Annotated in this window: 17 protein-coding genes; 6 read left to right on the top strand and 11 right to left on the bottom strand. The window is 60.7% G+C overall.

All coding sequences use genetic code 11. The annotated features are described in order from the left end of the window. Positions 1-2: 2 nt before the first annotated feature. The 5 genes from J7U39_RS29460 to J7U39_RS29440 all read right to left on the bottom strand — a co-directional run bounded on the left by J7U39_RS29460 (position 3) and on the right by J7U39_RS29440 (position 5,778). A complete protein-coding gene (locus J7U39_RS29460) occupies positions 3-1,892 on the bottom strand; it encodes a sugar phosphate isomerase/epimerase and 4-hydroxyphenylpyruvate domain-containing protein (protein WP_210633506.1) in 1,890 nt (629 codons plus the stop codon). A 22-nt stretch (positions 1,893-1,914) separates the two neighbouring features. Next, positions 1,915-2,775: a shikimate dehydrogenase gene (locus tag J7U39_RS29455; RefSeq protein ID WP_210633505.1), complete on the bottom strand. Its 861-nt coding sequence runs from the start codon at positions 2,773-2,775 to the stop codon at positions 1,915-1,917. A gap of 63 nt (positions 2,776-2,838) precedes the next feature. Further along, positions 2,839-3,855 carry a TRAP transporter substrate-binding protein gene (locus J7U39_RS29450; protein WP_210633504.1) on the bottom strand — a complete coding sequence of 339 codons (1,017 nt, stop codon included), beginning with the start codon at positions 3,853-3,855 and terminating at the stop codon, positions 2,839-2,841. Between the two features lie 68 nt (positions 3,856-3,923). Then, positions 3,924-5,204 (bottom strand): TRAP transporter large permease subunit, encoded by a 1,281-nt coding sequence (locus J7U39_RS29445; protein ID WP_210633503.1) that lies wholly within the window; start codon positions 5,202-5,204, stop codon positions 3,924-3,926. Positions 5,205-5,214: 10 nt separating this feature from the next. Further along, positions 5,215-5,778 (bottom strand): TRAP transporter small permease, encoded by a 564-nt coding sequence (locus tag J7U39_RS29440; RefSeq protein WP_210633502.1) that lies wholly within the window; start codon positions 5,776-5,778, stop codon positions 5,215-5,217. Positions 5,779-6,058: 280 nt separating this feature from the next. Here J7U39_RS29440 and J7U39_RS29435 point away from each other — a divergent pair, with 280 nt between their 5' ends. Further along, on the top strand, positions 6,059-6,697 hold the full coding sequence (locus J7U39_RS29435) for a TetR/AcrR family transcriptional regulator (protein ID WP_210633501.1): 639 nt from the start codon (positions 6,059-6,061) through the stop codon (positions 6,695-6,697). Between the two features lie 13 nt (positions 6,698-6,710). Here J7U39_RS29435 and J7U39_RS29430 read toward each other — a convergent pair whose 3' ends face one another. From J7U39_RS29430 to J7U39_RS29410, 5 genes are all read right to left on the bottom strand, one after another. Beyond that, on the bottom strand, positions 6,711-7,733 hold the full coding sequence (locus J7U39_RS29430; protein WP_210633500.1) for a HAMP domain-containing sensor histidine kinase: 1,023 nt from the start codon (positions 7,731-7,733) through the stop codon (positions 6,711-6,713). Next, the gene (locus J7U39_RS29425) at positions 7,733-8,437 is read right to left on the bottom strand and encodes a response regulator (protein ID WP_210633499.1); all 705 of its coding nucleotides are present in this window, start codon (positions 8,435-8,437) and stop codon (positions 7,733-7,735) included. The genes J7U39_RS29430 and J7U39_RS29425 overlap by 1 nt, the downstream gene beginning before the upstream one ends. A 46-nt stretch (positions 8,438-8,483) precedes the next feature. After that, a complete protein-coding gene (locus tag J7U39_RS29420) occupies positions 8,484-9,980 on the bottom strand; it encodes a DUF4173 domain-containing protein (protein WP_210633498.1) in 1,497 nt (498 codons plus the stop codon). A 410-nt stretch (positions 9,981-10,390) separates the two neighbouring features. Next, the gene (locus tag J7U39_RS29415; RefSeq protein WP_020922905.1) at positions 10,391-10,579 is read right to left on the bottom strand and encodes a hypothetical protein; all 189 of its coding nucleotides are present in this window, start codon (positions 10,577-10,579) and stop codon (positions 10,391-10,393) included. A 155-nt stretch (positions 10,580-10,734) separates the two neighbouring features. Continuing rightward, the gene (locus J7U39_RS29410) at positions 10,735-11,454 is read right to left on the bottom strand and encodes an Ig-like domain-containing protein (protein ID WP_210633497.1); all 720 of its coding nucleotides are present in this window, start codon (positions 11,452-11,454) and stop codon (positions 10,735-10,737) included. Positions 11,455-12,052: 598 nt separating this feature from the next. Here J7U39_RS29410 and rpsU point away from each other — a divergent pair. From rpsU to J7U39_RS29390, 4 genes are read left to right on the top strand one after another with little or no spacing between them, the layout of a single operon-like run. Then, the gene (gene rpsU, locus J7U39_RS29405; protein ID WP_210633496.1) at positions 12,053-12,286 is read left to right on the top strand and encodes a 30S ribosomal protein S21; all 234 of its coding nucleotides are present in this window, start codon (positions 12,053-12,055) and stop codon (positions 12,284-12,286) included. Between the two features lie 47 nt (positions 12,287-12,333). Continuing rightward, complete coding sequence (locus J7U39_RS29400; protein ID WP_210633495.1) at positions 12,334-12,528, top strand: hypothetical protein; 195 nt, start codon at positions 12,334-12,336, stop codon at positions 12,526-12,528. Between the two features lie 10 nt (positions 12,529-12,538). Further along, a complete protein-coding gene (locus J7U39_RS29395; RefSeq protein ID WP_247241819.1) occupies positions 12,539-13,117 on the top strand; it encodes an alpha-ketoglutarate-dependent dioxygenase AlkB in 579 nt (192 codons plus the stop codon). 60 nt (positions 13,118-13,177) lie between these two features. After that, on the top strand, positions 13,178-13,657 hold the full coding sequence (locus J7U39_RS29390; protein WP_210633494.1) for a pyridoxamine 5'-phosphate oxidase family protein: 480 nt from the start codon (positions 13,178-13,180) through the stop codon (positions 13,655-13,657). A 44-nt stretch (positions 13,658-13,701) separates the two neighbouring features. Here the strand turns inward: J7U39_RS29390 and J7U39_RS29385 are convergent, their stop codons facing one another. After that, positions 13,702-14,613, bottom strand: coding sequence for a LysR family transcriptional regulator (locus tag J7U39_RS29385; protein ID WP_210633493.1), 912 nt, complete (start codon positions 14,611-14,613; stop codon positions 13,702-13,704). Between the two features lie 97 nt (positions 14,614-14,710). On the opposite strand from J7U39_RS29385, the gene J7U39_RS29380 reads away from it, so the two are divergent. Then, positions 14,711-15,586, top strand: coding sequence for an aldo/keto reductase family oxidoreductase (locus J7U39_RS29380; protein WP_210633492.1), 876 nt, complete (start codon positions 14,711-14,713; stop codon positions 15,584-15,586). The last annotated feature ends 90 nt before the right edge of the window (positions 15,587-15,676 follow it).

The raw sequence follows: 15,676 nt of genomic DNA, 5'->3' as shown, positions 1-15,676 counted from the left end.
TCTCAGGTGCGGGGCAGGCCTGCCGGTCTCAGATGTTTCCTCAGCGCCGCAATTCTGAAAATGGCGTTCGCAGCGCCATAACCACGATAACCGCGCCGCTCGACGATCTCGAAAAACAGGCCCTCGCCATAGGTGGGGCTATAGAGCTGAAAATATTCGCCGGCGTCATCGCGGTCGTAGAGGATGTTGTTGGCCTTGAGGCGATCGGCAAATTCGGCGTCGAGGCCGAAGCGCGCTTCGAGATCGTCATAATAGTTCGGCGAAATCGCCAGCGCAACGAAGCCGTTGCCGGCAAGGGCAGCGGCAGTGGCGAAGATGTCGTCGGTCCTGAAGGCAAGATGCTGGATGCCGGAGCCGAAGGTCTCGGCGATGAAGCGGCCGGCGAGCGTGTTGCGGTTTTCCGCCCCGTTCATGGTGATGCGCAAAGATCCTTCGCTGTTCTCCACCACCTGACTGCGGACGATGCCGGAGGGATCGACGATATCGACCATCGGTGTCTTCTCAGCCTCGACGAGCGAGGTGTAGAACAGCAGCCAGGTCAGCAGTTCCTCATATTTCATCGTCTGCGCCATATGATCGATCGATTGCAGCCCCGCCGGCTGCGGAGCGGCATCATCCTCGACCGCATCGAATTCGATCTCCCAAATGCGGCCAAGCTCGGTCTTGCGGTCGAGGAAATAGAGGACGCCGCCACCCACGCCGCGCACCGCCGGCATTTCGATCTCGCCTGTATCCAGCGATTGTTCGAACCGTTCGGCGCCAAGTGCGAGCGCGCGCTGCAAGGCTGCCTTGGCATCGTCGACCATCAAGCCCGCGGCGTAGGCGGAAGTCCCGTGGACGGCGTAGGAGGCGCTGGCAAAGCCCTTTGGCTCGGTGTTGATCACGAGATTGATGGCACCCTGGCGGAAAACCGCCACTCGCTTGGTCTTGTGTCTCGCCGCCTGCCGGAAACCAAGGCTTGCAAACAGCGCCTCGAGTTCCCGCGCCTCGTCCTCGTCGGCGGTGAACTCGACGAAAGCGACGCCCTCGACGGCAGCGCGCGGCGGCATTGAAGGCACCAGCAGTGCGCTCTCCGGCTGCTGGCGCTTCACCTGGTCGCCGAGGTAGAGCAGCGAGCGGCGGCCGTCGACGGCAATCGCGTTCGGCGAACCGCCGCGGAACTGGTCGTTGAAGATCTCCAGCGAGAGATAGCCGTCATAGCCGGTTGCCGCCACAGCCTTCATGAAGTCGAGCACCGGCAGGTCGCCTTCACCCGGCATGTTGCGGAAATGCCGGCTCCAATAGAGCAGGTCCATGTCGATCAGCGGCGCATCGGCAAGCTGGATGATGAAGATCTTTTCCTTCGGGATCGACCGGATCGAATTGACGTCGATCTTGCGCGAGAGGGTATGAAAGCTGTCGAGGATCAGGCCGATATTGGGATGATCGGCCCGCCGGACGATCTCCCAGGCATCGCGATGGTCGTGGATGTGGCGGCCCCAGGCGAGCGCCTCATAGCCGACGCGCAGGCCGCGTTTGGCGGCGCGCTCGCCGAGTTCACGAAAATCCGCCGCGGCCCGGTCGAGACCGCCGAGTGATGCCGGCGAGACGTTGGAGCAGACCAGCACGAGATCGGTGCCCATTTCCTGCATGAGGTCGAACTTGCGCTCCGCCCGGTCGAAGGTGCGGCTGCGCAGCGGCTCCGGCATGCCTTCGAAATCACGAAACGGCTGAAAGAGCGTGATCTCCATGCCGAGATCGCGCACCATCCGGCCGACCTCCTTCGGGCTTTCGTCGAAAATCAGGAAATCATTCTCGAAGATCTCCACCCCGTCGAAACCGGCCTTGGCGATCGCCTCCAGCTTGTCGCGGAGGTCGCCGCTCAGCGAAACAGTCGCAATCGATGTCTTCATCGCAGTGGTCCTTGCGAGAGCGTTAAGTCGTCATGGTCTTGAAATGCGCAAGCATGCGACCGGCATTCGGCTCCCTGCCGGTAATCACGCGAAAGGCGCCGACCGCCTGAAAGACCGCCATGCCGCCGCCATCAAGCGTCCGGCAGCCGCGCTGCCTCGCTTGCCGTAATAGCTCTGTCTCCAGGGGGAAGTAGACGATTTCGGCAACCCAATGCCGCCTTTCCAGGAGTTCGGGCGGAAGCGGCGTGCCGGGATATTTGGCCATGCCGGTCGGCGTCGCGTGGATGAGGCCGGATGCCGCCTTCATCGCTGCCTCGAGGTCGCCGCCGGCGGTGATCGACGCATCGGGAAAGAGCGGGGACATCGTTTCCGCCAGATCGACGGCGCGCTCATGCTCGCGATCGAAGACCGTCAGTCTATTCAGGCCGAGCGTCAGGATCGCATAGGCGGTTGCGACACCCGCTCCGCCTGCTCCGAGCTGCACGGCCGAGGAAAGATCGGCCTGCGGCAGTCCGCGCCGGAAACTCTCGGCGAAGCCCCACCAGTCGGTATTATGCCCGAAGCGCCTGTTGTCCTTCAGGACGACGGTATTGACGGCGCCGAGCGCCCGGGCTTCCGGCGACAGTTCGTCGAGCAGCGCAATGACGAGCTGCTTGCAGGGATGGGTGATATTGAGGCCGGCAAGGCCGCGCGCTTCGGCATCCGCGACCAGCCGCGGAAGATCGGCCGGCGAGGCGTTCAGCTTGATGAGATCGATCAGCTCATAATCGTAATCCAGCCCCTGGGCCGCACCTTCCTCCATATGCATGGCAGGCGTCAGCGAGGCCTGGATGCCGGAGCCGATCAGCCCGGCCTTCAGCGGTTTCAGCAGTGTCTCGGCCATGCGCCAGGTCCCGTTTGCTCGTGGTGGGAAAGGCCCTCAGGATCGCTGCGGGCCCGGTTCCGCTTACTTGCCGCGAACCGTGTCGAGTTCCTTGAAGAGCTGCGTGACGGTCTCCGCGCCGATCTCAGCCGTGAACTTGTCGATCAGCGGTTTGACGGCGTCGCGCAGCTTCTGCGTCTCTTCGGGGCTGAGTTCGGCGACTTCCATGCCGGTCTTCTTGATTTCCGCGATCGCGTTGGCATCCTTTTCCCTGGACACCTTGCGCTGATAGTCGCGGGCTTCCGTCGCGGCGGACTGGAAGACCGCCTTTTCCTCATCGTTCAGGCCGTCCCAGAACTTCTTGCTGATGAGCACGATCTGCGGATTGTACTGGTGACGGGTAATCGTCATGTACTTCTGCACTTCGAAGAACTTGGCGTTTATGATGTTGGCGGCTGGGTTCTCCTGGCCGTCGACGGTGCCGGTCTCAAGCGCGGTATAGAGTTCCGTATAGGGCAGCGGCACGGCATTGGCCCCGAGGCTGTTGAAGAGTTCGATCGGGATCGGCGACTGGATCGTGCGGATCTTCAGGCCCTTGATATCCTCGAGCTTGGTGACGGGATGACGGTTGTTGGTGAGGTTGCGGAAGCCGAGCTCCCAATAACCGAGACCGACGAGGCCGGTGTCGGGCAGGAGCTTCATCAGGTCAGTGCCGAAGGCGCCGTCCATCACCTTGTCGGCCTCTTCGCCGCTGTTGAAGAGGAAGGGCAGGTCGACAGCGCCGAACTGCTTGACGTTGCTGGCGAGAATACCGGCGTTGAGCACCGTCATCTCGATCACGCCGCCCTGCAGCGCCGATACGGTCTGGACGTCGCCGCCGAGCACGCCGCCCGGAAACAGCTTGACCTCGATCTTGCCGCCGCTCTTTTCCTTCACCAGTTCGGCGAACTTCTCCATGCCCATGACCTGGGGATGGCCTTTGTTGTTGGCGGCGGCGAATTTGAGGCTGTGTTCGCGAATTTCGGCCATGGCAGGGCCGCTTGCCAGGAGGGCAATCGGCAGGGCCAGCCCCAGAGCCAGTTTCGTCAATCTAGTCAGCATGTTTTCCTCCCAGGATGAGGCCGGCATCTCCCTCCGGCCATGTTGAAATTCCATCGCCGCAAGCGAAGTCAGTGCCCGAACCAGGCGACCGGCGCGGTCACCAGTGTGGGAAAAAGGACGAGCAGAAAGAGAACGATCAGTTCGGCGATCATGAAGGGAATGACGCCCTTCATCAGATCCTCCATCGAAAGCTTCGATACGCCGCAGATGACGTTAAGCACCGTACCGACCGGCGGCGTTATCAGCCCGATCGAATTATTGATGATGAACAGCACACCGAAATAGACAGGATCGATTCCCGCCTGCTTGATGATCGGCATCAACACCGGCGTCATGACGAGGATCGTCGGCGTCATGTCCATGGCGGTACCGACGACGACGATCAGCACCATGATGGCAAGCAGCAGCAGTGTCTGATTATCCATAAGCGGTTCGACGAGAGCGGCGAGTTCGCCAGGCACGTCGGCGACGGTGATCAGCCAGGCCGAAACGGCGGCGCAGGCCACCAGAAACATCACCACCGAGGTGATTTTCGCGGCCGCGACGAAGACCTCGAACAGCCGCGACGGCGGCAGTTCCCGATAGACGACCATCGATACGAAGAGCGAATAGACAGCCGCGACGACGCCGGCTTCGGTCGGCGTGAACACGCCGAACTTCAGGCCGAAGATGATGAACAGGGGAAGCATCAGCGCCCAGATGCTCTCGGCGAATGCCTTCATCCGCACCGCGCTGCTTTGCTTCGGCGGCAGGGCGAACTGCTCCTTGCGCGCCACGATCAGCCAGGTGACGCAAAGGGCCGCGCCGATCATCAGGCCTGGGAAAATGCCGGCCAGGAACAGCTTGGTGATCGACACCCCGCCGATGACGCCATAAAGGATGAAGCCGATCGAGGGCGGGATGATCGGGCCGATGATCGAGGCGGAAGCGAGCAGGCCGCCGGCGCGAGCCGGATCATGGCCCGATTTCAGCATCATCGGGAAGAGCAGGGCGCCAAGCGCGGCCGCATCGGCGACGGCCGATCCGGAAAGGCTCGACAGCACACAGGCCGCGAAGATGGCGACAAAGCCAAGGCCGCCCCTGATATGGCCGACCATGGCCATGGCGAGATTGACGATGCGGCGCGAAAGGCCGCCTGTGTTCATCACCTCGCCGGCGAGAAGGAAGAAAGGCACGGCCATCAGCGGAAAGCTGTCGGCGCCGTTCAGCACGTTCTGCGCGACGATCTGCGCATCGAACATGCCGAGATACATCATCAGCGCCACGCCTGTGATGATGAGGGCAAAGGCGATCGGAACGCCGAGCGCCATGGGGCCGAGAAGGGCGCCGAGGAAGATCGTGACGGTCATGACGCGCTCCTCAGTGTTTCGGCTTCAGAACGCGGAAGGCCGTCTGCGCGGGATCCTCGAGTGTCGCCTGTTCCTCGCTGTCGCGCACGAGCTCAGCGGTCGTCACGTCAATGCGGTCGGTCACGATGGCAAAAGCGTCCCAGAGAAGGATGAAAAAGGCCGGCACGCCAAAGGCGAGCCCCGCGCCGTAGAAGACGCCCATCGAAATGCCCGTCGCCGGTGCCGAGACGTGAAGGTTGATCTGCGTCTGGGCCCAGCTGCCGCTGATCATCAGCCAGGTGGCGACCAGCATCATTCCATAGCCGAGGAGCACGGCGAGCTTGGCGAGGGGTTTCGGGAGGCGGACGATGAGGGAGTCGACGCCGAGATGGGCATGCTCGCGCATTGCCACCACCGCGCCGAGGAAAGTCAGCCATATGAAAAAGATGCGCGACAGCTCTTCCGACGAGGTGATGCCTTGGTTGAAGGCATAACGTAGTACGACGTTCCCGAAGACGAGGACGACCATGCCCGCCAGCAACAGGGCGATCGTCGCTTTCAGTGCGAAGAAATAAAAGTCGATAATACGGGTCATTCGCTCCTCCAAGCCCGGCCTTGTTCAGGCCGTCCGCCGACCATCCGTCAGACATGCGAAAGCGTGCCGTGACCGAACAATTGCCGTCGCGATCAATTCCTCCATTGTCGCGCCTCTAAAATGTACTAACTAGTTCGTATGTCAAGCGTCATCTATTGAAACATGCGGTCAAGGTGAATAAGACTGACGGAAAGACAGATGGAGACGTTCGCCTTGAACGCCGCCCACAGTCTGAATTCCTTATGCACGACAATAAGTTAGAGGATCGGCAATCAGGCTCATGGCGGAACGGGGCGAAAACGGCCGAAAGAACGATCCACAGCAGACGAAGGAAGATATCCTCCTCGTCGCAACCGAGGAATTCTCGACCCATGGGCTTGCCGGCGCCCGCGTCGACGCGATCGCCGAGAAGACGCGCACCTCGAAGCGGATGATCTATTACTATTTCGGCAGCAAGGAAGGGCTCTATCTTGCCGTCCTCGAGCAGTCCTACCGCAAGATACGCTCGCTGGAATCCGATCTGCATCTGTCCAATCTCGAGCCGGAAGAGGCGTTGCGGACGCTGATTTCAACGACCTTCGATCACGACGAGGCTAATCCCGATTTCGTCCGTCTCGTCAGCATCGAGAACATCCATCATGCCGCCCATATGCTTCGCTCCGAGGCGATCCGCGATCTCAACGTCTCGGTCATCGAAACCATTGCCGGCATTTTGCAGCGCGGCTTCGACCAGGGTGTTTTCCGGCGGAAGGCCGACCCGATCGACATCCATATGATGATCAGCGCCTTCTGCTTCTTCCGCGTCTCGAACCGTTATACGTTCGGCACGATCTTCCGGCGCAACCTCTCGGACGGTGACACCATCGAACGCCATCGCGGAATGATCGCCGATGCCGTCGTCAGCTATCTGAAAAGCTGACGGCGCGGTCTCCTCAGCCGCGCTGGGAAAGCAAGGGTATCGCAATCTCGAATTCAGCGCCGGCGCCGGTCGTCTGCCGAAGGTGAATCGTGCCGCCGTGGGAGCTGAGCATGGCATGGACGATGCCGAGCCCCATGCCGGTGCCGCCCTCTTCGCGGCGGGTCGAGAAGAACGGCTGAAAGATGCGGTCGCGGTTTGCCTCGGAAATACCGCCGCCGTCGTCACGGACGAGAATGAGGGCCGTTCGCGCGTCGGCCGACACTGTGAATTCAAGCAGCGCGGCGCCGTGCTGAAGGGCGTTGGCGGCAAGGTTGGCGAAGACGATGATGGCCGCCTCGTCGGGAAGCGCAATCAATGCTTCCGTATCGCCTGTCCCTGAGATATCAAGAGCGGGAAATCGCTGGCGCAGTAGGGCCATGACGCTTGCAATGCTGCTTCCGCCCCCGGTCATCGGCATTTCCGCCTGCGCAAGTTCCCTCAGCCGCTGCAGCAATGCGTCGAGACGGACAGCGTCGGCGGCGATGTTGTCCAGAAAGTGCAGGCGTTGCGCCTTCGTCATTGCCCTGTCGGCATCATCATCGCGCAGAAGCTCCGCCGCGCCCCGAATGGCCGTCAGCGGCGATTTCAATTCGTGGGACACATGTGCGGCAAAGGAGCGGACATATTCGGTGCGGTCGACCAGTTTTCCCGCGAGATCGAGGAAACTCTGCGACAACACGGCGATCTCCCGCGTTCCATAGCTTTCAAGCGGACGGATTGCTGCCTTGCCGCCGCGGGCGATCTCATCCGTCCGGGCGATCAGGGCGTCGATGGGACCGGTGATGGTGCGCGTCAGCACATAGGCGACGGCGAGCGTCAGCACGAGGACGACGACGAGGGCGATGATCTCCACCGGCTCCATCCGGTTCGCGCTCGCCTCGGTGGCGCGAAACCAGATGACGATCAGGACAGGCAGCGCCATCACCGTGAGAAGCACCGCGTAGACGATCAGCGCCAGCGGCGGCCGCCATTTCACCCTGACCTTCGGCGCCGGCATCACGCCTTCCTCCCGATTTCACCGCCGAGCTTGAAGCCGATGCCGTGAACCGTTGCGATGACCCCGGAGCCGCCGGCGGCAGCGAATTTGGCCCTGATATTGCGGATATGGCTGTCGATCGTGCGATCGGCGACATAGGTGCCGGCGCCGTAGGCCGCCTCCATCAATTGCTCGCGGCTGAAGACCATACCGGGCCGTGACAGCAATGCGTCCAGGATGGCGAATTCGAGCGCCGTCATCGCAACAGCGCACTTGCCGAACATAACGGTCCTGCCGGCGCGATCCAGGCTGAGCTCGCCGGCGACGAGCGTGGCGTGGCGCCTGTCAGGCCCCGCTTCACTGCCACTGCGCTTCAGGATCGCCTTCACCCGCGCCACGAGTTCACGCGGGCTGAAAGGCTTCGTCACATAGTCGTCCCCGCCGATTTCGAGCCCCAATATCCTGTCAATCTCCTCGTCGCGCGCCGACAGAAACAGGATCGGCAATCCTGACGTCGTGCGGATCTGACGGCAGACTTCCAGACCGTCCATACCGGGCATACCGATGTCGAGAATGATCAGATCGATGTTGCCGCGGCGGAAAGCCGCCATCGCCTCGGTGCCGTTGCGGACCGCCATCGATGCCAAGTCGGCACGATCGAGAGCAAAGCAAATCACATCGCGGATATGAGGCTCGTCATCGACGACGAGAATGCGGGGCGCCATCACCGGTCCTGTACTGGTTGTCGTGCCTGTTGTTATCGTTCTCGTCCTATCTTGCAATGGCTGCAGGGGCCAGAAGATAGCTCTCCAGCCGCGCCGCCCGGAAGGTCCAGTTCCGCCAGTCACTCCGGCGCATTCCGAAATTCCTGGCGAGGTAGTACCGAACTGTCACCGCTTCGCTCCTCCGGTCGATCAGGTGTTCCGGCAGCATGCTGAGATAAAGATCGAGCGCCGGAATGACGGAGGGGCCAAGCGAGGAGAGATAGGCAAGGTCGAGCGGCGCGCCTTCCTGGCTGATCTCCTGGCTATGCTTGACGTTGAAGCGGGCGATGAACGCCGGGAAATCAATGAAGGCGCTGATGTAGAGGACCGTCACGAGAGAGGCGAGGTTGGCGGCGATCAGCCACTGGTTGGATCGATTGAGCAGAATGCGCAGCAGGATCAGCACAAGGCCGATGGCGACGAGCCCCATCCAGAGACCGGCGGCGACACGCAGTTCGGTCAGCGAATAGGCCTCGACGTAAAGCCCGAGCCGCAGCATCGACGACAGGCAGAGAAGGACGTTCTGGGCGATCCAGGCGTGGACGAGGCCACGGATGAGCGGACTGTAATCGCCGGGGCCGCCGCGCCGCATGGCAACGAGGACGAAGCCGGCGGCCAGAAGCGCGGTCGCAATCAGGGGATAGGCGCCGCGATGTGCATATTCAGCATGGCTCATGTGATCCGGCAGATCCGCGCCGCCCCAGAGATAGACGAGATCAAGGAGTGTCTGCACGGCAAAGACGGCATTGAACAGGGCGAGCGACCGCAGCAGCGAGGCGTGGCCGAGCGGCGCATTTTTGGAGGGCACGATCATGAACGCCCTGCCGGCCTGCGACCGCGCATCACGCCGCTTCAAACGCGGCCGCAGCATCGCCCAAACCACGATGGCGGTCATCAACCAGAAGCCGATCCGCCAAGGGTCGAGGAACTGCAGCAGAATGCCGAAATCGATGCTCCGCAACGCGATCTCGATAAGCGGGTTCGCAGCCGCAAAGAGAGACACGAAGACCGCGGCGAGAACGAGAGGCATGATCCAGAGGGCAATGCTCTGCTGAACGCCGGTTAGGGATAGATGTTTACCCGGTGTCGCAAGATATTTCCTGATATCCCCGACAAGTCGCAAGGGAATGACAAGTGCGAAACGGCAAAATACCAGAGGCAGCGCGGTTGGCCGGCGAGGCATGAGCTTGGCGCTGATGAGAGCAACCAACATCAGCGCGCCGAGGCAAAAGGCAAGGCCCGTGAGTGAGGTCGCTTCCAGCAGGGGAGCCGCAGCCAGGACCAGAAAGCTCACGAGAAGAGCCGCCGTCGAAGACGATGGCGGCTTGCGCGCCGAGAACTGAATGCCGACGCAGACCGCAACAGCAAAGAGGAAAAGATTGATGCCGGGGGTGTCGCCAAAAATCAGAAAGTCGGCAAGCGCCACCAGCGCAAGCAGAGCGGCGACCCGGCCGCTGCCGCGCCTGATGCGCATCGGTGGTGTCAGGATCTCGGCTGCGTCCATTGGTGCTCCTCTCGCAAATGCCGTTTTTCGATCACGACGAGCCTATTTCCCGACCTTGCCTCGATAGGAACCTCGATCAGCCACCACCCGTCCTCGCGGAGGCGATCCGGCAAGGTGGGCGATGTGAGGCGCGGCGGGATATCATTTTTGCTCATGGCGGGAAGATGCCGCGCCGGATTGCAGATTTTGTGCAGAGAGTGAGGAGCAATTCAGGAGATTGTCCGATCCGGGAGGTCATGGAGGGGCGCTCCAGCTCACAGCGGGCGTGACGGCGGATGGGAATTCACCAATCCCTCGGAAGCACGACAACGAAGGCCACCCGATCAGGTGGTGCTTCTGCCGGTTCCCGGGATGGCAAGTCGAGATCGATTAAGGAAGCGGGGAATATCGCCGGTCGGCGAGCGAGGACCTCATCGGTATCGAGGCGCACGCCTGGCATTATGGAGCAACTCGCAGGCTGTCGCGAATGGTCCGAAGAGTTTGAGCAACAACGCTTGCTCCTCGACATCTATCCGATGGCGAGCGCAGAACTCGGTTACGGACCAGACTTTCGTCAGATCGTCCGTTTCGATTTGCTTGGGTTCGATGTGTTCGGTCAAGGGCGTGTCCTCCGAACATCGAGACTACGCCTGCCGATCTTTTATAAGAACTAGCTAAAAAGGGTTATGTCTGCCAATCATTGAGGAACGGCGCATATAAAAAAGCCCGCCGATTGCGCGGCGGGCATCTTGTCTCACTGATCTACTGCTGCGGATCAAACACCAACGCCGTCGGGATGAGCGTCCGTGCCGAGGATGTTGAGCGTCACCAGGGCAGTGTCCGTGTGGCCTTCCCCGTCGGAGATCTTGTAATAGCGGAGAACTTCCGTGTAGGTCTGCCCATCGTTCAGATCGCTCGTCAGATCATAGGTGAACGAGCCGTCGGCCTTGACGTGGAACATGCCGTAGGTGCCCTGAACGTCAGTTACGGCATCTGCCTTGGAGTCCACCTTCGTGCTCAGGAACTGACGGAGAAACAGCTTGCCGTTGTCGCCGGCAATGTCGTTGTCGAGAACGTTGCCGCCGATGACGCTGCCTTCGGTGAAGCTGTAGGTATCGTCAACAGCGATCGGCTTTACCTGGGTAACGCCCTGTATGTTCAGGGAGAACACGCCAACATCTGTATGACCGCTGCCGTCGGAAATCTTGTAGGAGACCCGCTCGGTCAGCGTTTCACCGTTGGTGAAGCCGATCTTGGCGGCATCGCTCAGAACATAGGTATAGCTGCCATCCGGCTTGACGAAGAACGTGCCGTACTCACCGTGAATTTCGGTGATCTGGCTCAAGCCGCTCTTGGCGCCAACGCTGGCGCCGTCGAAGGCGCGCAGGAACAAGTGTCCGTTGTCGGACGAATCGTTGGAAAGCAGATTTCCGGAAATTACGTCAGTTTCTTGAAATGTTGCACTATCATCAGTTGCGTGAATCGGCGAAGCCATTAGTTTCTCCTAAAATTGTATATTAACGGGCCAATTTGACCTCTTGAGAGCGGCTTCTTTAACAACTTATTAATACTTCAAGTCAACGGGTTATTTAACGAAAGGTTAAAATTCACCTATAACGTGTGTCGTCGCTTCATAAAACGACCATTACGTACGCCGCTTCAATCAAATTTGAAGCAATTTAGAACAATTTACACGCGGTAAACTTGAAGGAACTTCTGGGGCGACTAGGTTACGGCGGCGTTTTTCTGGTGCTGCTTTATGGTGCCCGCACACCATTGCAATCCCCATCGCCGCCACCTATTTTTAGAGCCGAACCCGATCCCATCGGTCACTCAAGCAGTGCCGACTCGTCAAAGAACGTAAAGGATCGGCGGTGGGCGTCATCGCGCGCGCTATGGGCAATCCCAGCAACAAACGATAAATCCGGCTGCGGCCGGCAGGGGATTTCTTTTTGAGCGACGAAACACAGCGACTGCGATTGCGGCCGTAGGCCAGGCATTTCAGCCTCTTTAGCCGCAGCGAATGTAGACGCCGATCGCCGCGCAGTTCGGCTGAAAGACGATCGACACTCATCCAACAAGGAGAATCCGACATGCAGGTACTCGTCAGAGACAACAATGTCGATCAGGCCCTCAGGGCCTTGAAGAAGAAAATGCAGCGCGAAGGGCTGTTTCCCGAAATGAAGGAACGGCGCGCCTATGAGAAACCGTCGGAACGCCGCCTCCGGGAAAAAGCGCAAGCGATCAGCCGGCAGCGAAAGGCTGCACGCAAGAAGATGCAGCGCGAAGGGCTGTTGGTCGGGCGCAAGCGGACGGCCGCGCGTTAGAATCCTGCCCCCGGCCTCAGCGGTTACATTTGCCGAAAGGATAGACAATGGACGAATTGAATAGCCTCACCATTTCGGAGGAACGCCTCGAGGATTGTCGCGATGTCGTGGAGCCGGATTTACAGGAGTTGATCCAGCACGCACTGACATCGGGCTTTTCACGGGAGGAAATCCTCATAGCGGTCAGCGAATTGGTCGCAGAAGATTTCGCGATGGTCATGGAAACCCCGAGCGTGCATTGAGGAGCGAGCGGTGACCATGATGGCGCAGAAGGATCTCTTTGGTGTGGCCGACGACGGTTTTCCCGAGGGTTTCCGATATATCCGGGATATTGTGCCCGTCGATCTGCAGCGCTCAGCTCTCGAAGCGATACCGGCCCTGCCGTTCAAAGCCTTCGACTTCCACGGGTTCGAAGGCAAGCGCAGGACGGTCTCCTTCGGCTGGAAATACGACTTCGACAGTCAGCGCATGAGAAAAGCAGGGGAAATACCCTCATGGCTGCTCCCCATTCGCGAGATCGCCGCATGCTTCGCGAATATCGCGCCGGAGGCGCTGGAACATGCTCTCGTGACGGAATACGCACCTGGCGCGCCGATCGGCTGGCATAAGGATAAAGCCGTGTTCGGCCGCGTCGTCGGCATCTCCCTGCTTTCGTCCTGCACCTTCAGGCTGAGGCGCCGGAACGGCGACAAGTGGCAGCGACGATCGCTCGTGCTTGAACCCGGCTCCGCCTATCTCATGGCCGGCGCCTCAAGAACGCTCTGGGAGCATTCCATCCCGCCTGTCGACCGACTGCGTTACTCGATCACCTTCCGGGAGTTGGCCGCATAAACAGCGGGAACATTGGCTCAAGCCAATGGTTAATCCGTCTTTCCCACAATGGAGATGACGATGGCCGAGCAGGATGACGCGACACGGGTGTGGGAGTTGATCGACAGAATAGGGTTCTGCATGTTGACCACCCGCAACGGCGACGATCTGCGCGCCCGACCAATGTCTGTCTATAGCGCGCAACTCGAAAATGCAGTCTATTTTCTGACTGATCTAGCCAGTCACAAGGACGACGAGGTCGCCCGCTGGCCGAATGTCTGCCTGGCCTTTGCTGACACCAAGGCACAGAAATATGTTTCCATATCGGGGACGGCCGAGGTGCAGAACGACCGCGAAAAGATCCGTGAATTATGGGCAACGCCGGCAAAAGCATGGTGGGACAATCCCGACGATCCCTCCATCCGCATCCTCAAGGTTACCCCGTCTTCGGCTGAATATTGGGACAGCCCCGGCACCATCATCAGCTATATTAAAATGGCGGCCGCAGCGGTCACCAACAGCAAACCGGATATGGGCGACAATGCCGAGGTCACGCTCTGACACATAGGCGCGAAGGCCGAAGGCATGCCGCTCGCCGACGGACATCAAGCCCGGCCGGCCGATGCCTTGACGAAGTCGATGAATGCCCTGAGCGGCGCAGGCACCAGACGCCGGCCGGGATAATAGAGAAACGGTCCTGAAAAGCGCTGCCACCACGGCTCGAGGATGGGCTCGAGGACGCCGCTGTCGAAATGCGGGCGCAGCCAGTCTTCGAAAATGCAGATGATTCCTGTGCCCGCGATCGCCGCGTCGACGGAAAGATCGGTCGCCCCACCGACCCTGACGATCAATGGGCCGGTCGGTTCGACCCGCACGACTTCACCGTCCCGCTCATATTCCCATGGGGTCGTCAGCGCACCACTGGCAAAACGGCCCAGCAAGCAGGCATGGCCGAGAAGTTCCCTCGGATGTTGCGGCCGCCCGTGGCGGTCGAGATAAGCAGGCGACGCCGCAGTGGCAAAGCGCTGGTAGCGCGGACCGATCGGAATCGCGATCATATCCTGCTCCAGCCGCTCGTCATAACGGATGCCGGCGTCACACCCGGCAGCGAGCACGTCGACAAAGCTCTCCTCGGCGACGATCTCCAGGCGAATGTCGGGGTAGGCGGCTAGGAATGGCGGGACGATGGCGGGCAGCACCAGCCGTGCAGCGCTGACCGGCACATTGAGGCGCAGCGAACCAGCCGGCCTGTCGCGAAAACGGTTGACCACGTCGAGCGCGGCCTCCACCTCCGTCAATGCAGGGCCGAGCCGCTCCAGCAGACCCTTGCCGGCATCGGTCGCAACGACGCTACGGGTCGTGCGATTGAAGAGCCTGACGTCAAGATCGGCCTCCAGGCGACGCACCGCTTCGCTCAAGAAGGAGGCGCTGCTGCCACTGGCGCGCGCTGCCTCGCGAAAACCACCCGCCCGCGCCACTGCGACGAAGGCGTTGAGGTCACTCAGGTCTGCTTTCACTGTTCACCACTCCGCACAGCCTGTGCGCATTGTACTCGATTATCATACGCACCGCCAAGGAGTAAGTTTGGCCTCATCTCTTGAAAGGAGCGAGATCATGTCCATCATAAATCAGTCCGACACATTCACTATCGGCGACCGCACGGTGAGGCGACTTGGCTATGGCGCCATGCAGCTTGCAGGGCCTGGCGTGTTCGGTCCGCCCAGGGATCATGACACCGCCCTGGCAGTGCTGCGCGAGGCGGTCGCAAGCGGTGTGAACCATATCGACACCAGCGATTTCTACGGCCCGCACGTCACCAATCAGATCATCCGTGAAGCGCTCCATCCCTACGGCGACGATCTCGTCATCGTCACCAAGGTCGGCGCGCGGCGCGGCACGGACGGATCCTGGATTCCGGCCTTCTCGCGCCAGGAACTGACGCAGGCGGTTCACGACAATCTTCGCAACCTCGGCCTTGATGCGCTTGATGTCGTCAATCTCCGGATCGCATTTGACCTGCATCGCCCGGCCGAAGGCTCGATAGAAGCACCCCTTGCGGTTCTGGCCGATCTCCAGCGGCAGGGTCTGATCCGTCATGTGGGCTTAAGCAACGCCACATCAAAACAGGTCGCCGAAGGCCGCGGGATCGCCGAGATCGTCTGTGTGCAAAACCAGCACAATCTGGCGCATCGGAACGACGACCGGCTGATCGACGATCTCGCCCGTCAAGGCACCGCCTATGTACCCTTCTTCCCGCTCGGCGGATTTACGCCGCTGCAATCGTCCACGCTCTCCAATGTCGCCGCACGCCTCGGCGCCACGCCGATGCAGGTGGCGCTCGCCTGGCTGTTGCGCCGCGCACCCAATATCCTGCTGATCCCGGGCACGTCGTCGCTCGGCCATCTCAGGGAAAATCTCGCTGCTGCCGGATTGGTGCTACCGGATGATGCCGTTGAGGAACTGAATCATATGGCTGACATCGCGGCCTGACAGCTGCCGGCGGCGCAATCGTTGCGCCGTGTTCTCGCGCGGCGTAGCGAGCTTGCCGGACCTGCCGGCGCAATCTGTCGGTCGGCAGCA

The sequence above is a fragment of the Rhizobium sp. NLR16a genome (genome assembly GCF_017948245.1).
Lineage (GTDB): Bacteria > Pseudomonadota > Alphaproteobacteria > Rhizobiales > Rhizobiaceae > Rhizobium.
This window is presented reverse-complemented; position numbering and strand designations above follow the sequence as displayed.